This window comes from Kitasatospora sp. NPDC089913 (assembly GCF_044748625.1).
Classification (GTDB): Bacteria; Actinomycetota; Actinomycetes; order Streptomycetales; family Streptomycetaceae; genus Kitasatospora.
The window spans coordinates 76,953-92,984 of the sequence record NZ_JBIVGI010000004.1 but is presented as its reverse complement, the minus strand read 5'-3'; the positions used below and the strand labels follow the sequence as shown (position 1 = coordinate 92,984).

15 protein-coding genes and 1 pseudogene are annotated in these 16,032 nt (G+C 74.4%); 10 read left to right on the top strand and 6 right to left on the bottom strand.

What is annotated here, in order from left to right; genetic code table 11:
• Positions 1-231: 231 nt before the first annotated feature.
• Positions 232-1,710, top strand: coding sequence for a purine-cytosine permease family protein (locus ACIPYS_RS08620; protein ID WP_400744832.1), 1,479 nt, complete (start codon positions 232-234; stop codon positions 1,708-1,710).
• 139 nt (positions 1,711-1,849) lie between these two features.
• On the opposite strand, the gene ACIPYS_RS08615 is transcribed toward ACIPYS_RS08620, so the two are convergent.
• A complete protein-coding gene (locus ACIPYS_RS08615; protein ID WP_093858418.1) occupies positions 1,850-2,446 on the bottom strand; it encodes a TetR/AcrR family transcriptional regulator in 597 nt (198 codons plus the stop codon).
• 134 nt (positions 2,447-2,580) lie between these two features.
• Between ACIPYS_RS08615 and ACIPYS_RS08610 the strand changes: the two genes are divergently transcribed.
• The 3 genes from ACIPYS_RS08610 (at position 2,581) to ACIPYS_RS08600 (ending at position 4,473) form a co-directional block, all read left to right on the top strand.
• On the top strand, positions 2,581-3,786 hold the full coding sequence (locus ACIPYS_RS08610; RefSeq protein WP_400744831.1) for an FAD-dependent monooxygenase: 1,206 nt from the start codon (positions 2,581-2,583) through the stop codon (positions 3,784-3,786).
• A gap of 67 nt (positions 3,787-3,853) precedes the next feature.
• On the top strand, positions 3,854-4,105 hold the full coding sequence (locus ACIPYS_RS08605; protein ID WP_030397208.1) for a plasmid mobilization protein: 252 nt from the start codon (positions 3,854-3,856) through the stop codon (positions 4,103-4,105).
• Complete coding sequence (locus ACIPYS_RS08600) at positions 4,102-4,473, top strand: fic family toxin-antitoxin system, toxin component (protein WP_093858420.1); 372 nt, start codon at positions 4,102-4,104, stop codon at positions 4,471-4,473. Before ACIPYS_RS08605 ends, ACIPYS_RS08600 begins: the two co-directional genes overlap by 4 nt.
• A gap of 27 nt (positions 4,474-4,500) precedes the next feature.
• Here the strand turns inward: ACIPYS_RS08600 and ACIPYS_RS08595 are convergent, their stop codons facing one another.
• Positions 4,501-4,971 (bottom strand): GNAT family N-acetyltransferase, encoded by a 471-nt coding sequence (locus tag ACIPYS_RS08595; RefSeq protein ID WP_400744830.1) that lies wholly within the window; start codon positions 4,969-4,971, stop codon positions 4,501-4,503.
• Between the two features lie 292 nt (positions 4,972-5,263).
• On the opposite strand from ACIPYS_RS08595, the gene ACIPYS_RS08590 reads away from it, so the two are divergent.
• Complete coding sequence (locus tag ACIPYS_RS08590) at positions 5,264-5,971, top strand: SDR family oxidoreductase (protein WP_400744828.1); 708 nt, start codon at positions 5,264-5,266, stop codon at positions 5,969-5,971.
• 107 nt (positions 5,972-6,078) lie between these two features.
• On the opposite strand, the gene ACIPYS_RS08585 is transcribed toward ACIPYS_RS08590, so the two are convergent.
• Positions 6,079-6,636, bottom strand: coding sequence for an NUDIX hydrolase (locus ACIPYS_RS08585; protein ID WP_400744827.1), 558 nt, complete (start codon positions 6,634-6,636; stop codon positions 6,079-6,081).
• Between the two features lie 364 nt (positions 6,637-7,000).
• Here ACIPYS_RS08585 and ACIPYS_RS08580 point away from each other — a divergent pair.
• From ACIPYS_RS08580 to ACIPYS_RS08570, 3 genes and pseudogenes are all read left to right on the top strand, one after another.
• Positions 7,001-7,435, top strand: a pseudogene (locus ACIPYS_RS08580) (XRE family transcriptional regulator); the annotation flags it as partial.
• A 201-nt stretch (positions 7,436-7,636) separates the two neighbouring features.
• On the top strand, positions 7,637-8,188 hold the full coding sequence (locus ACIPYS_RS08575) for a ParH-like protein (RefSeq protein WP_400744825.1): 552 nt from the start codon (positions 7,637-7,639) through the stop codon (positions 8,186-8,188).
• Entirely contained in the window at positions 8,181-8,690 is a 510-nt protein-coding gene (locus ACIPYS_RS08570; protein ID WP_400744824.1) for a DUF6545 domain-containing protein, read from the top strand. The genes ACIPYS_RS08575 and ACIPYS_RS08570 overlap by 8 nt, the downstream gene beginning before the upstream one ends.
• 119 nt (positions 8,691-8,809) lie before the next feature.
• Here the strand turns inward: ACIPYS_RS08570 and ACIPYS_RS08565 are convergent, their stop codons facing one another.
• Positions 8,810-11,044 (bottom strand): tetratricopeptide repeat protein, encoded by a 2,235-nt coding sequence (locus tag ACIPYS_RS08565; protein WP_400744822.1) that lies wholly within the window; start codon positions 11,042-11,044, stop codon positions 8,810-8,812.
• A gap of 116 nt (positions 11,045-11,160) precedes the next feature.
• Positions 11,161-12,378: a hypothetical protein gene (locus ACIPYS_RS08560; RefSeq protein WP_400744820.1), complete on the bottom strand. Its 1,218-nt coding sequence runs from the start codon at positions 12,376-12,378 to the stop codon at positions 11,161-11,163.
• Between the two features lie 801 nt (positions 12,379-13,179).
• Here ACIPYS_RS08560 and ACIPYS_RS08555 point away from each other — a divergent pair.
• Positions 13,180-14,628: an FAD-dependent oxidoreductase gene (locus ACIPYS_RS08555; protein ID WP_400744818.1), complete on the top strand. Its 1,449-nt coding sequence runs from the start codon at positions 13,180-13,182 to the stop codon at positions 14,626-14,628.
• Between the two features lie 53 nt (positions 14,629-14,681).
• On the opposite strand, the gene ACIPYS_RS08550 is transcribed toward ACIPYS_RS08555, so the two are convergent.
• Entirely contained in the window at positions 14,682-15,026 is a 345-nt protein-coding gene (locus tag ACIPYS_RS08550; protein ID WP_093864580.1) for a 5-carboxymethyl-2-hydroxymuconate Delta-isomerase, read from the bottom strand.
• 197 nt (positions 15,027-15,223) lie between these two features.
• On the opposite strand from ACIPYS_RS08550, the gene ACIPYS_RS08545 reads away from it, so the two are divergent.
• Positions 15,224-16,015, top strand: coding sequence for a class I SAM-dependent methyltransferase (locus ACIPYS_RS08545; RefSeq protein WP_400744817.1), 792 nt, complete (start codon positions 15,224-15,226; stop codon positions 16,013-16,015).
• Positions 16,016-16,032: the final 17 nt, after the last annotated feature.

Sequence of the window (16,032 nt, the reverse complement as noted above, 5' to 3'; positions counted from 1 at the left end):
GTTTCCGGAGCCGGGAGCGGGGCGGGAGCTGAGGCCGGGGCGAGGACGGGACCGGCGCCGGGTCTGAGCCGAGGCCGGAGCCCGGGTCGCGCCCAGGGTCGCATCCAGGTCGCATCCCGGATCGAAGCCGACAAGTAGGATGAACCAACCTTCGCGCTACGCGCGAAGACTTCCATAAATGTTCAACTATGCCCGATTAATCTCCCGCTTCACACGCACGGAGCCACCCTCATGGACAACCCGTCCACCGCCGACACCGACGGCGCGATGGAGACCCGCGGTATCGAACCCGTCCCGGACCACGAGCGCCGGGGCAGAGTCCGCGAACTCTTCCCGACCTGGGTCGCGGCGAACATCAGCGTCCTGCTGCTCACCATGGGCGCGGCCCTGGTGGTGTTCAACCAGCTGAACTTCTGGCAGGTCCTGATCGTCGCCGCGTGCGCCGCGCTCGCCTCCTTCGGGATGGTCGGGCTGCTCTCGGTCTCGGGCAAGTGGGGCGGGGCTCCGGGTGCCACGCTCTCCCGGGCCACCTTCGGTGTGCGGGGCAACCTCTTCCCCGGCGCGATCCTCTGGATCGCCCGGTTCGGCTGGGAGACGATCAACGCCGTCACCGGCGCCTACGCCGTCCTGACCGTGCTCGACCTGCTCTTCGGCGTCCGGAGCAACACCGCGCTGATCGTCGTCACGCTCTTCCTCTTCGTCGCCTGCACCTTCCTGGTCTCCGGCCTCGGTCGGAAGGCGCTGAACGTCTGCAACACGTGGTCGACCTACCTCTTCGGCGTCTTCAGCGTGCTGGTGCTCGGCTACCTGGTCGCGACCATGGACTGGAGCGAGGTCTTCGCCAAGCCCGCGGGCACCACCGCGATGATGGTCGCCGGCATCGGGACCATCGCCGCCGGCGGCATCAGCTGGGTCCCCACCGGCCCCGACTTCGCCCGTTACCTGCCGCACTCCGCCTCCGGCCGGAAGATCGTCGGCGTGACGGTCTCCGGCGCCGGCCTGGTGATGGTGCCGATGGTGCTGATGGGCGCCGTGATGGCGGTGGCCTCCCCCGGTCTGGCCGAGGCCGCGGACCCGGTCTCCTTCCTCGGCGACCTGCTGCCGACCTGGCTGGCCGTGCCGTACCTGCTGACCGCGATCGTGGGCATGCTGCTGATCAACAGCCTCTCGATGTACTCGGCCGGCTTCACCGCCCAGACCATGGGCGTCAAGCTGCCGCGCGCCATGGCCGTCAGCATCAACGCCGTGATCTCGCTGGTCGGCGGCCTGCTGCTGATGCTGGTCGCGACGAGCTTCCTGGGCTCCTTCATCACCTTCCTGATCCTGCTCGCGGTCTCCTTCTCGGCCTGGATCGGCGTCTACGCGGTGGACATGTTCCGCCGTCGCTCGCGCGCGGTGCGCTACGACGCCGCCGCGCTCATGGACACCGGCCGGACCAGCCGGTACTGGTACGTCGGCGGCTTCTGCTGGCAGGCGATGGTGTCGTGGGTGCTGGCGCTGCTGGTCGGGCTGGCCTTCACCAAGTGCGACTGGTTCGCCGGCCCGCTGTCCGACACCCCGGTCGGCCGGTACGGGCTCGCCTGGGCGGCCACCATCGTGGTCTCCGGCGTGATCATGGCCGTGCTGCCCGTCCCCCGGGAGAACACGTCCACCGACGCGGACCGGCCGGCCGACGCGGCGGCGGAGCGTCCCGAACGGGTCGCCGTCTGATCCCCGGCTCCTGTCACCCCTGAGCCCTTCGGCTCCGATCGCCCCGGCCGCTCCGGCCGGGGCGATGCCGTTCCGCCCGGCGCCCCGGCGGCGGGGGCGGGCGGCGGCAAGCGGTGTGCGGCGGAGCCCCGGCGCCCGCTCAGTCGCGGTCGAGCAGCGCGGCCAGGTACCGCCGCGTCTCCCCGCGCAGCTCCTCCGCCGTCGGGACGTGACGGTGACCGCTCCCGGCCGTCGAGTTGAACAGCACCCCGTCGCACCAGCGGATCAGCCGCCGGGCGTCGCCCGCCGGGTCGGCGGAGCCGCACCGCGCCAGCAGCGCGGTGGCCAGGTCGGTGAAGCGGGCGCCCAGCCGGTCGTAGCCGGTGCGCAGCTCGGGCCGGCGGGTGGCTTCCAGCGCGAGTTCGAGCCGGGCCAGGGTGAGCGTGCGGCCGACCGTGAGCGCCCGGTGCAGCAGGTCCGCGCCGCCCTCGACCAGAAGGTCCCGCGCCGCGGCGCCGTCGGGGAGCGGGCCGGCCGTGACCGGGCTCCCCTCGGTCTCCCGTTCGACGATGCGGGCGAGGGCGAGGTCGAGCAGCGCAGCCCTGGTCCGGGCGAGGTTGGAGGTCGAGCCGGCGGGAAGTCCGGCCTCCTCGTCCACGGCGCGGTGGGTCAGCCCGCGCAGACCGCGTTCGGCGATCAGGGCGATGGCGGCGTCGGCGATCAGTGTCGGACGGTGCGGCGTCATGGATCCGATCATGGCCCCTCCTGCGAGCTGCCCCGGCCGGGGCTCGACGTGTTCTCACTACAAGAGTAGTCCACTTTCACTACAGCTGTAGTACGGTACTGCCCGGAGGTCACTACAGCCGTAGTGGCGGGGAGAAGGGGCTCACCATGTCCACCACGAACGCGCACCCGGCCATCGTCATCGGCGGCGGGATCGGCGGCCTCGCGGCCGCCCTCGCCCTGCACCGGCAGGGCATCCCGGTGACCGTGCACGAGCGCGCCGCCTCGCTCGAACCCGTCGGGGCCGGACTGGCCCTCGCCCCCAACGCCCTGCGCGCCCTGGACCGGCTCGGCGTCGGCGAGCGCCTGCGCGCCCTGGCCGCCCCGCATCCGGCGATCGGCCTGCGCCACCCCTCCGGCCGCTGGCTCGCCCGCACCGACACGGCGACCTTCGAGGCCCGATTCGGCGACACCGTCGCCGCCGTCGCCCGCGCCGAGCTCGTCGCGGCCCTGGTCGACGCCCTCCCCGCGGGCACCGTCCGCACCGACTCGCCGGCCGCCCTGGTCACCCCGGGGAGCGGCACCGAGCCCGCCGTCGTCCGCACCGCCGACGGCGAACGGGCCGCCGCACTGGTCGTCGCCGCCGACGGCATCCGGTCCGCGACCCGCGACCTGCTCTTCCCCGGGCACCCAGGCCCCCGCTACAGCGGTTTCACCAGCTGGCGCACCGTCGTGACCCCCGCCCGCCGCCCGGAGGCCGCCGGCGAGGTCTGGGGGCGCGGCCGGCTCGCCGGTGTCGTCCCGCTCGCCGACGGCAGGGTCTACCTGTACGGCGCGGCGCTCGCCCCGGCCGGCGCCCGGGCGGCCGACGGCGACGAGAGGGCCGAACTCCTGCGCCGGTTCGGCACCTGGTGCGCGCCCGTGCCCCAGCTCCTCGCGCTCGCCGAACCCGGGCGCGTCCTGCGCCACGACGTGTGGGACCTCGCCGACCCCCTGCCCGCCCACCACTTCGGCCGGGTCGCCCTGCTCGGCGACGCCGCCCACGCGATGTGCCCGTTCCAGGGCCAGGGCGCCTGCCAGGCGATCGAGGACGCCGTCGTCCTCGCCGCCCCGCTCACCCCGTCCACGGACCCGGCCGCCGGCCTCCCCGCCTACACCGCCGCCCGCCTGCCGCGCACCACCGGCATCGTCGCCGGGTCCCGGCGCATCGGCGACCTCGTCGCCCTCCGGAACCCCGCCGCCGCCTTCCTGCGCGACACCGCCCTCGCCCTGGCCGGCCTGCTGCCCGCCCGCGTCCTGCTCGGGCGCTCGGGGCCGACGTACGACTGGCGGCCGCCGGTCCTGGGCACCCGGGACCTCGACGCCCCGGCCTGAGCGCATCGGGCTCCCGTCCGGCACGTCCGTCTTGTAGCACGATGTACGCACCGCTACGCTGCCACCCGTGAAGCAACTCAACCTGCGCATCGACGAGGAAACCCACGAGGCCCTGGAACAGCGCGCGGAGGCGGCCGGGATGAGCCTGCCGGACTACGCCCGCAAGGTCCTGGCGGAGGAGGCCGACGAGCGGCGCGAGCGGTTCCTGACCGCCGCCGCGCACTTCTCCCAGGTGTGGGCGCCGGCGTTCGAGGCCGAGTTCGGCCCGTACCCGCAGGGCGGGGCCGGGCACCGGTCCGGGACGGCGGACGCGGCGTGATCCTGCGCGTCGACCGCACCTGGCTGCTGGAGGTGGCCCAGCAGTTCCTGCGCGCCGATCCCGATGTCACGGACTACGGCACCCTCGCCGCGGCGGTCGCCCGGCATGTCGACGAAGTGATGGACGTGGCGGTGTACGGCGCTGTGCACCAGCGCGCGGCCGCCCTCATGCACCAGCTCATCCGGGTCCCGGCGCTGGAGTTCGCCAACGAGCACTTCGCGGCCGTCGTCGCCGCGTCCTACCTCAGTGCCTCCGGGGTCATCGTGACCGCCGAACCCAAGGCGGCCGTCGAACTGGCGTCGCGGATCCGCGACGGCCGGGCCGACGTCCGCGAGACCGCCACCGCCATCCGCGCCTGGTACCGCTGAACCGGGGCGGGGCGGGGCGGACCGTGGTCAGAGCGGGAGCGAGAACCTGACCTTGGGCCGGCCCCGCGCCCCCGCGCGGTGGTAGAAGCGGACGGCGTCGGCGTTCCAGTCGGGGGTCTGCCACTGCACCTCGGCGGCGCCGGCGGCCGCGGCCGCTTCCACCACCGCCTCGAGCAGAGCGCGCCCCCAGCCCCCGCCCCGGTGCGGCTCGGTGACGAACAGACAGTCCAGATGGACGTACTCGGCGCCCTGCCAGGTGGCGAACTCCCGGGACCAGGTGGCGTAGCCGACCAGTTCGCCGCCGCGGTCGACCACCAGGCAACGGGCCCTCGGGCCCGGCCCGAACAGCGCCGGTCCCAGTCGGGAGGCGAGGTCGGCGGGCACCGGCCCGGCCTTCTCGAAGGCGGCGTGGGCGGCGCACAGTCGCGCGATCGCCGGCAGGTCGGCCACCGTGGCCGGGCGGACCGCAGCGGGCGGGGCGGGGGTGGCGACGGGCATCGGGGAGCCTCGCGTTCCTGGTGGTCGGGGACCTGGTGGTCGGGGCGGGCTGCTGGTCGGGGCGGGATGAGGGGCCGCGCCGGACTCCCCCGGGCGGCCACGGCCCCATCCTGCGGCCCCGGTCCGGTCCGCACGAGTGGCGTCAGCGCCCACGGGTGCCAAGATCCCGCCACGATCCGCCGTGCGCCGGGGCCGTGATCGTCCCGCCCGTGCGGCGTGGCACACTGCGAGGGCCGCCGGGGGACGGACGTCGTGCCTCCGGTTCCGATCGTCCCTGCCGAGGAGCAAGCCCATGAGCACCACCGCGCCGGTATCGCTGGTCACGGGCGCCAACCGGGGAATCGGCCGGGAGACCGCCCGTCAGCTCGCCGCGCTCGGCCACACCGTCCTGCTGTGCGCCCGCCGGGCTTCCGACGCCGAACGGGCCTCGGCCGACCTGGCTCCCGGCGTGCCCGGCACCCTGCTGCCGTACCGGCTGGACGTCACCGACGCCGAGGGCGTCGCCGACCTCGCCCGAACCGTCGACGCGCGGTTCGGCCGTCTCGACGTCCTCGTCAACAACGCCGCCGTCAACTACGACACCGGCGAACGCGCCACCGGTGTCGACCTCGACGAGGTCGCCCGGACCCTGGAGACCAACCTGTTCGGCGCGTGGCGCACCGCGCAGGCCTTCCTCCCGCTGCTCCGCCGGTCGGCGCACCCCCGGGTGGTCAACGTGTCCAGCGAGTCCGGATCGCTGACCCACATGTCGGGCGGGACGCCCGCCTACGGGGTCTCGAAGGCCGCCCTCAACGCCCTGACCCGCAAGCTCGCGGACGAACTGCGGGACGACCGGATCCTGGTCAACGCCGTCTGCCCGGGCTGGATCGCCACCGACATGGGCGGCCCCGGCGGCGCGCCCGTCGACCGGGGCGCCGCCGGCGTCCTCTGGGCCGCGACCCTGCCCGACTCCGGCCCCACCGGCGGGTTCTTCCGCGACGGGAAGCCGCTGGACTGGTAGGCAGCCGCTCCGGCCGGCGGCCCACGGGAGGACGGCGGGCGTGGCGGCCGCGCCGGGAACCGCAGCAGCCCGGCCGGTACCGTGGCGGAGGACTCCGGGAGGACGGGTCAGCGGCCCTTGCCGGCGAGGCGGTGGGGGCCGAGGTAGTAGGAGAGCGCCGCGTGCGACGGCCCGTCCGGGATCCGGCCGTCCACCAGGAGTCCGACCACCTCGGCCTCGGGGAGCCATTCCACCCGGTCGGCCTCGGAGACGTCCACGGGCTCGCCGATCCGGGTGCAGCCGGTCACGTGAAAGGCGTGGAAACGCGCGTCGGAGATGCCGGACATGGCGTCGTACCCGGTCATCGGCTCGACGGCCCCGGGGCGCCAGCCGGTCTCCTCCTCCACCTCCCGGGCGACGGCGGCGGCCGGTTCCTCGCCCGGCTCGGCCCAGCCGGCCGGGACCTCCCACCCCCACCGGCCGGTGATGAACCGGTGCCGGAAGATGAGCAGGAACCGCCCCTCCTCGTCGGTGACGACGGCGGTGGTGGACGCCCGGGGCATCCGGACGACGTGGTGCTCGACGCGTCCGTGACCGGGGATGTCGACATCGTCGAGCCAGAGTTCGACCCACGGGGAGCCGTAGACCTGTCGCCGTCCGTGGACCTGCCACTCCGATCCCGCCACCGGGCCCTCCTCACGCGCGTCCGGGCTGACCGCCCGACTCTCTCACGCCCGCCGCGCACTCCCGCGCGGGCCGCTCCGCCGCCCAGGGGCCAGGACCTGCCGGAGTCCGCGGGCCCGGAGGATCCCGGAGGACGCGGGGCCGGACGGCGGGGGCGGGGCCGGACGGCGGGGGCGCCGGCGGTCCGGGCTGCGGCGCGCACGGTGGCCGACGCCGTGCGGCGGACGCACCGATCGAGTCGCACCGGCCGCCGCTCCCCGACGGGGGGAGCCCGCTGGACGCGGCCCCTAGAATGGGTGACCGGTCGCGAGTGGTGGATCCGCACACGCACGGGGCGTGCCCGCGGGGTGAGGGAAGAGGTGCGCCGTGCCCGAAGCAGACTCCGGTGCGTCCACGCTCTCGGCGAAGCTGGACCGGCTGTTCGACGTGGTCCGCCGTCCCGACCGCGAACCGTACACCCACGAGGAGGTCGCCCGGGCCTGCCGGGAGGCGACCGGCGAGACCTTCTCGGCGACCTATCTGTGGCAGCTCCGCACCGGCCGGCGGGACAATCCGACGAAGCGTCATCTGGAAGCGCTGGCGCAGTTCTTCCAGGTGCCGCCCGCGTACTTCTTCGACGACCGGCAGAGCGTGCGGATCACCGAGGAACTGGCGCTGCTCGGCGCGCTGCGGGACGCCGGGGTGCGGGACGTGGCGCTGCGTGCGGTGGCCCTGTCGCCCGAGGGGCTCGGCACGATCAGCGACATGATCGAGGCGATCGCCCGCCGCGAGGCCGCCGGCCGGCCGGATGGCGGGTCCGGCGGGTCCGGCGGGTCCGGCGGCCGGACCGACAGTGGGTCAGTCGGCCGGACCGACGACAGGTCCGGCGGCGGGTCCGGCAGTGGGCACGGCGGTGGGCACGGCGGCAGGTAGCGGCAATCGCTGTCGAAGCGGTTCTCCCGGGGCTCCCCCGTCCGTAGGATCGCCTCCCGAATTGGGCGGTGGAGCATCGGGGGTACGGACATGGGGCATCCGGGTGGGGTCGAGCGGGGGCTCTGGCTCCGATGTCGCGGCGTCGCGGACTCGATACCGCTTCCGGAGCCCTTCGACATCGGGGCGCTGACGGACTCGCTCACCCGGCTGCGGGGCAGGCCCATCGAACTGGTCCCGCTCTCCGGCCCCGCGCACTCGCCCTGCGGTGTACTGGTCTGCACCGACCGCGCGGACTACATCGGCTACGCCGTCGACACCACCGCGCTGCACCAACAGCACATCGTGCTGCACGAGATCGGCCATCTACTGTGCCGGCACACCGGGGGCGGAGCCGGGATCGGCGAGGACGTCCGGGAGGCGTTGACGCCGCGGTTGTCGGGCGAGCTGGTCCACCGGGTGCTCGGGCGGTCGGCGTACACACAGCGGCAGGAGCGGGAGGCCGAGCTCGTGGCCTCCCTGGCGCTGCACCGGGTGCTGCGGCGCCGGCGGTCCTCGGTGCTCGGGCAGCTGGCGGACGGTGTCCTCCGCCGGGGGATCGGACTCGGCGGACCGCGGGCGCGCGGGACGGTGCGGCATGGGTGACGGGGGCGGGCCGGTCCGCGACTGGGCCGACCTCCGCCGGCTCGGCCCCCTCTGGTCGGCACTGCGCGCGGAGCGGCCGGAGATCGAACTCGTCACGCCGGAACCGTGGTTCGGCACCGGGGGCGGCCGGCGCGGGGACATCCGCTTCGCGCTCTTCCGGCGGATCATCGAGATCCGCGACGGCCAGCTGTCCCTGCGCCCGCATCTGCACCCCCGGGTGCCGTTCTGGGTGGCCGAGGTGGTCCGCCCGGCCGGGACGGAGAGGTTCGCGATCGTGGTCGAGGCCGCCGCGATCGCCGCCGCGCTGGAGGCGGCCCGCGCCGGGCACCGGTTCCCCGTCGGCCCCGCCGAGGGGTGGGTGCCGCACCCGCTCGCCGCCGGTCTCCGCGAGGAGGCGGCGTGGCTGGTCGAGGTGGCCGCCGCCTACCGCCGTTCACCGGTCATGGCCCATGTCCGGCGCCGGGTGCGGGCGGAGCTGGCCGGGGTCGCGACGGCCCGGTGAGGCCCGCCCGCACCGTGCCGCCCCGCCGCACCGCTGTGAGACCGGCGGGGCGGCGGGGCGTGACCTTGGGGCGCGCGGCAGGGCGTGGGGACGAACGGCAGGGCGTGGGGGCGGGCGGTTCAGCCCCGGGCCAGCTCGGGCATCAGCCCGTACACCTGTTCCGCCGCACCGGAGTCGGCCTCCAGGCAGGCGAGCAGATCGGCCCTGGCCGCCTCGGGACGGTCCAGCCCGAGCAGGCAACGGGCGCGCTGGAGGCGCGCGTCCACGTCCTCGGTCGCCTCCACCACCTCGTCCAGCAGCCGGACCGCCTCCCCGTACCGGCCGGCGTCGTGGTGGACCACCGCCAGGTTGAACCGGATGCCCGGTTCCGCGGACAGCTCGACCGCGCGGGCCAGGTGGCTGCCAGCGCCGTCCAAGTCACCTTCCTGGTAGCGGAGTTCCCCGAACAGCGCCCACGCCTCGGCGGACCCGGGATCGACGTCGACGGCCTCCGCGTAGGCCCCGGCCGCCGCCGCGAGGTCCTCCTCCGCTGCCAGCAACTGCCCCTTCAGGCAGAGGAGTCGGGCGCTCCTGGGGTTCCGTTCCAGTCCGGCCGCGATGTCCGCCCGGGCGAGGTCGTGGGAGCCCGCCTCCAGCAGCAGGGAGGCCCGGTTGATCCGGGCCTCGTCGAACTCCGGGTCGAGCTGGAGCACATACCCGAAGTCCACCGCCGCGGCCTCGGTCTCGCCCAGCTCGGCGAGCACGTCCGCCCGGTTGAAGTAGGCCTCGGGGAAAGGCGGGGAGAGCCGGATGGCGTGCTCGTAGTCGGCCAGGGCCCGCTCCGGCTCACCGAGGTCGCGCCAGAGCATGCCCCGGTCGAAGTGGTACTCGGCGTAGTTGGGGTCGCACTCGATGACCGCGGTGTAGTCGGCGACGGCCTGGGCGTGGTGGCCGAGTGCGGCGTGCACCTGGGCCCGGTTGTAGAGCAGCACCGAGCGGTGCAGCGCGTGCTCGTCGGGTTCCAGCGTCTCGTCCAGCCGGGCGATGCAGGCGTCCAACAGCTCCAGCGCCGCGGCCGGGCGACCCTGGTGGACCTCGATCAGCGCGAGGCCGTTGCGGTTGAACACGACCCGCGCCTCGCGCTCCTTCGGGTCCGGGTGCCAACGGGCGAAGGCGATGGCCTGGTTGACCCAGGCGCGGGCCAGCCTGTGGTCGCGGCGCCCGGCCTCGAAGTGCCGGGTGTGCAGCATCGCGGTGGCGTACGCGGCCTGCATGTGGACCTCGGGCGAGGCGCTGAGGGCACGGGCCTCGTCGTACAGCGGCAGGGCGCGCTCCGCGAGGCCGAGCGCGGCGAAGGAGGTGGTCATCTTGGTGGTGAAGGCCCACCAGTGGTTCGGGTTGCTCTCGTGCGTCACCAGCCGCCGGCCGCGCTCGCCGAGGTCCACCACGGCGTGGTAGTAGCCGAGGTCCATGCAGTGGTCGAGGGCGTGGCGCAGGACGTCCGCCCCGACGCCGGCGGGGTCGCTGCCGTGCTCCGCGTGCCAGGTGATGGCCCCCAGCCGCAGCGAGGACTCGCCGGCCGTCTCCAGCTCGGCGCGCCGCAGGTCGTGCAGGCGGGCGCGTTCGTCGGCCGGGAGCGCGAGGTAGGCGGCGAGGGCGTCGGCGTCGTCACCGATGCCGTCGGCGGCGATGTGGGCGCGGCCGAGTCCAGCCTGCGCGGGACCGGCCTGCCCGTGCTCACCCTGCCCGTGCCCGGTCTGCCCGGGTCCGGCGGACTCCCCTTCGACCGGGTCGAGCACCGCGCAGTGGGCGGCGAGCGCCTCGGGCAGCGTCTCGCGGCCCGGACCTTCGGGGCGCTCCAGCGGTTCGGTGCCGGTGGTCACGACCACGGTCAGCAGTGCCGGGTCGATCCGCCGCAGCAGGACGGCGAGGAACTCGCCGTCGGTCGGATCGGCCCGGTGCGCGTCCTCCACCACCAGGGTGTGCGGGCCCGCGCCGAGGGCGCGCAGGTACGCGTCCAGGAACTCCACCAGGCCGTGCGCGATCCGCAGGGTGCGCAGCGCGGAGTAGAAGCGGGTGCGTTCCTTGGGCACCGCCAGCGAGGTGAGCGTCTCGCGGGTGGCGGGCACCAGGTCCCGCAGCTCGGGGGTGGTGGAGAGGATCTCGATGTCGTGCCGGGTGACGGCTTCGGGGCAGCGCGCGAGCGCGTCGGGGAGGGTCGCCCGCAGGACCGAGCCGACGGCGGTGTAGGGCCCGCGCAGGCGGCGGTCGGCGTTCACCACGGCGAGCACGGGCGGCAGGTCGAGCGTCGCGCGGGCGGCGACGCGGGCGTGGCGCCCGGCGGCGCGGACCCAGTGGTGGCGGTGTTCGGCCATGGCACAGCTGCCTTTCGTGCGGTGACGGGGAGGTGGGGCGGGTGACGACGCGGCGCGGGTGGCGACGAGGTGCGGGTGGCGACAAGCTGCGGGGTCAGGCGGTCCGGGGTCCGGGGTCAGGCGGTCCGGGCGGGGGCGGGGCGCCGGGCAGCGCGGCGTTCCCGGAGTGCGAGGACCACGACGGCGGTGGTCTGCGCGAGGCTCAGCAGCAGCAGGACGATCGAGTCCAGCCGGGCGGCCGTCGACCCCTGCCCGGTCATCCGCAGCCAGACGTCGTGCAGCAGCCGGTACGCCGTCGGTACGACGACCCCGGCGAACATCGTCAGGGTGAACGCGTAACCCACCACCATCAGCCAGGAGTACCAGCGGGCGACGCGCCGGTCCACGGGGTGGTGGACCGCCAGGTCCACCGGCGGCCGCCCGGTGAACCGCCGGACGGTGTTGCGGAGCACGTCGACGGCGGCGGCGTGCAGGTTCACGCAGCCCAGCGCGGTGCTGAGCAGCACGTAGAGGTCGGTGCGCAGGTAGAAGAAGCCCTGCCAGGCCAGCCGCAGCACCGTGGCCCAGGCCATCGCGAGGCAGAGCCGGGAGACCGTCGCGGCGCCCCCGCGTGTCACGTCGGCGATCAGGGTGAGCACGGAGATCGCCAGCACGTCGGCCAGCATGCCCGCCAGAATGGGCAGGTAGCGCTGTCGGCGCGGCACGCTCACCAGGCCGTCGAGCGAGGTCTCCAGCACCAGGTACACCAGGCGGTGCCCGACCGAGAGCCGGGAGCGCAGCCCCAGCCGACGGCCGGCCAGCGCGTGGAACGCCTCGTGCAGTGCCAGCAGCGGCGCCTGGCCGAAGAACAGGAGCAGGACGACCAGGGTGTAGGACGTGGTGAAGAACAGGTTGTCGGTCCGCGGGACGAGCCCGGGCACCCGGAGCATCTCGACCACGGCGAGCGCCGTCACGAGCGCGTAGCCGAACAGCGCCGGCCGGCCGAACAGCAGTCCGCCCAGGCGCTGCCAGCGGACCGGCGCGGTTGCCGCCGTCGGTGCGTCGGCCGGGCGGAGCAGGTCGAGTTCGGCGAGGACCTCGACCAGGTCGGCGATGTCCACGCTCTCGCCGTGCGCGATCCGGTACCGCTCGGCCGCCGCGCGCGGGGTGAGGCCGTCGGCCAGCATCCGGACCAGCTCCGCGCCGTCGGCCGGGAAGACGGCGTAGGTGTCGGTCTCCGGGCTGCCGATGGTGACTTCGTCGGCCTCCTCCAGGTAGACGAGCCGGCGCAGGGGCAGCGGTCGGTCCAGGTCGAGGCCCGGGGCGTCGGAGTTGCTGTCCACCGGGGAGTGCACGGGGCCTCCTTGCGGGAGGTGGGCGGGCGGAGGGAACGGGCGGGCGGAGCGGCGAACAGGTGGAACAGGTGGAACGGGTGGAACGGGTGGAACGGAAGGGGCCGGCCGAGGGAGCGGTGCCGGTCGTGATGCGCCCGACCGGCACCGCCGTCCCCTGCCTGGGGGATCGGATCAGACCTGAACCATGCAGTCCCACGGCAGGTACAGCGCACGCGCCGTGCTGGTCAGGCGGACCGGGCCGGCCTTGCGGACGACGATCTTCTTCATGACGGACACCTCCTTCCACGACTCGTGGTCGAGGCCATGAGGGGGCATGAGCTGAGATGAATGATGTTCTCCATCTCAGCCACACCAGCTGGCCGAGGCCAAGAGTGATGAACGCGTGTCACCCGCGTCAAGAGAACGACACACCGCCGATCGGCAAAGCCCTGGGCAAAGTTCGGTCGAGTACCCAGGTCAGGGATACGGCCCCGGGGCGTCGACCGATTCGCTCGAAGTCCGGCCCCGAGGGCCCGACGGGCTCGACCACCGCGCCAGAATATAAACTGAAATGAATCGACGATAGCGAGCTCGCACCCCGCGCCGCCCGTCCGCCAGGACCGCTGCGATCGCAGGAGCACCCCGCCTCCGGCAGGAAGCCCCCGCGGGATCCACCGCGGGCGAACCGCCCGCCGCCAGCGCCCCTGGTACGCCTCCGCACGCCCCTCCGCCACGCTTGATCGTCCCTGGAGCGACGCGGTGAAGTGGTGCGCGGACGGCGACCCGACGGGGCCTCCGACGGCCCGACGAACGGGGATCGGCATGGCGGAAGCGGACCACGGCACTCCGGCACCGGGGAAGAACGCCCGCACCGACGCGGGCGAGCGCACGAACCCGGACCGGACCGGGCCGGGCTGGGGACGGGCCGTGGTGATCGGTGGTGGTTACGCGGGCCTGCTGGCGGCCAGGGTGCTGGCCGATCACTTCACCGAGGTCCTGGTGCTGGAGCGGGACACGGTCGACCGGACGACCGGCGCACATCCGAGCGCGCCGCAGTCGTACCACGCGCACGCGATGATGGCCAGGGGCGCCCGGACGCTGGAGCTGCTCTTCCCCGGCCTGCGGGCGGAGCTGGAACAGCTCGGCGCGCCCGTCTACGACTACGGCGAGCGGATCAGCTTCCTGCTGCCCACCGGCTTCGCCGTGCGCGCCACCACCGGGGTGCGGATCCAGTCCTTCACCAGGGACGAACTCGAACGACGGATCCGGGGCCGGGTACTCGACCTGGCACCGGTTCGGCTGCTCGGCGGGGCCCGGGTCAGCGGCCTGGGCAGGGGCCCGGACGGCCGGATCGACCAGGTGCACTACTGGATCGGGGCAGGCGGGAAACAGGCGGTCTCGGCCGATCTGGTGGTGGACGCCTCCGGGCGGACCACCTCGATCGACGACTGGCTGGGCGAAGCCGGGCTGCCGGTCTCGGCGAAGAGCACGGTGAAGGCGAGGATCACCTACACCACGATGGTCTTCGACCGCACCCCCGAGGAGAAGGACTACGACCTCGCCTATCAGATGACCTTCGCCCCCGCGGTGCGCCGCGGCGGCGCCATGCTCGCGGTGGAGCACGGCCGCTGGGTCTGCTCGCTGTTCGGCTTCGAGCAGCACCCTCCCACCGACCCGGACGGCTTCCTGGACTACGCGCGCAGCCTGGACAACCCCCGGCTGGCCGAGCAGATCGCCCGACGGGGCCGCCACGACGCGCTGCACCGCTACACCAACCCCGGGAGCGTCTGGCGCCTGCACCACCGCAACCCCGGCTGGCCGGAGGGGCTGATCGCGATCGGCGACGCGCTCTGCGTCTTCAATCCGGTCTACGGCCAGGGGCTGACCGTGCCCGCCATCGAGGCCGAGGCGCTCGGCTCGTTGCTCCGCCGCCGCTCCACCGGCACGGGCCCGACCGGTCTGAGCCGGGAGTACCTGCGCGCGGCGGCCGGGATCATCAAGGCGCCGTGGTCGCTGTCCACCACCTCGGACCTGATGTGGAACCCCACCGGCCGGCCACTGGCCGCCCGCTTCGCGCACTGGTACAACCAGCAGGTCTTCTGGCTGGCCCGGCACGACGCCGACGTCTGGACCCGCTTCGTCAAGGTGGTCAACATGACCGCGCCGTCCTCGCTGCTGATGCGCCCCTCGGTCCTCGCCAAGGTCGCCCGCCAGGCCCTCACCCGCCGCCCGGACCCGCCCGCCGCCGACGGCCCGCCCGCCCACGCATGACGGCGATCCACGGACGCCGGGCAACCGGCGGACGGGCGGGTGGGCCGGAGCCGCTACCGGTGGTGGACGAAGCGGTAGGTGGCGCGGTCCAGTTCGGTGACCTGCACCCCGATCGCGGCCGGCACGGTGACGCAGGACTCCAGCACGGCGAGCACCCGGGCGGTCAGCTCCGCCCGCTGCTCCGCGCTGCGGCCGGCCAGGATCTTGATCTCCACCAGCACCACCGCCTCCCCCGTCGTCCCGTCACCCACCACGTACCGCGCGGCCGGGCGGAAGACGGTCTTGCAGTCCGGCACGGCGGTGTCGATCACCTCGGTGATCGCCCGGTGCACCCTCTCGGCGAGGACGGCGCGGTCGAAGTCGAGATCGGCCGAGTGGTCGACCAGGATCTGCGGCAAGGGAACCTCCGGGAACGGGCCCGCCGGGTCCCGGCGGGCGGTGTCCGCGACGCTACCGGCCCGCACCGACGCCCCCGCGGCGCCCACCCCACCCGATGACGGCACGTCCTGCGCACCCTCGCACGGGGTTTGCGCCGTCAGCGATCACCGGACCGGAGGCCTGTCCCGCCCGGCACCGGGGTGGCAGGGTGTCGGCCATGACTCGGGGATTCAGCGGTGACGTCGCCGGTTACTACGCGAAGTACCGTCGCGGCTACCCGCCACAGGCCGTCGACGCGCTGCAGGAGGCCTTCGGGCTCGGTGCGGAGGACGCGGTCCTGGACCTCGGCTGCGGCACCGGGCAGCTCGCCCTGCCCCTGGCCGGCAGGGTCCGGTCGGTCATCGGCATGGACCCGGAACCCGACATGCTCCGCCTCGCGGGCGCCGCGGCGGCCGCGCAGGGCGTCGACAACGCGACCTGGATACTCGGCGGCGACCGCGACGTCCCCGCCCTCCGGACCCTGCTCGGCCAGGACTCACTGGCGATGACCGTGATCGGCAACGCGATCCACTGGATGCGGCACGAGGAACTGTTCCACGCGCTCGTCCCGCTCCTGCGGCCCGGCGGCGGGATCGCCGTGGTGGCCAACGGCACCCCGCTCTGGCTCCAGGAGAACAGCTGGTCGCCGCCGCTCCGGGCAGGTCTGGAACGCCACTTCGGCACCACCCTGGCGGCGTCGTGCGGCACTCTGGCCCAGGACCGCGACCGGTACCGGCAGGCCTTGCGCGCGGCCGGCCTCACCGAGATCCGGGAGACCGTCGTCGAGTACACCGACGAACTCACCCCGGAGCAGATCGTCGGCGGCGTCTGCTCCGCCGTGCCCGCCGACCGGTTGCCCGCGCCCGCGGACCGGCCCGCGTTCGCGGAGTACGTCCGGCGGTGCCTGCCCGCCGACCGGGAGACGTTCACCGAACACGTGCGGGTCGCGATCCTCACCGCCCGCGTCTGACGGCCCGTACCCGGGAG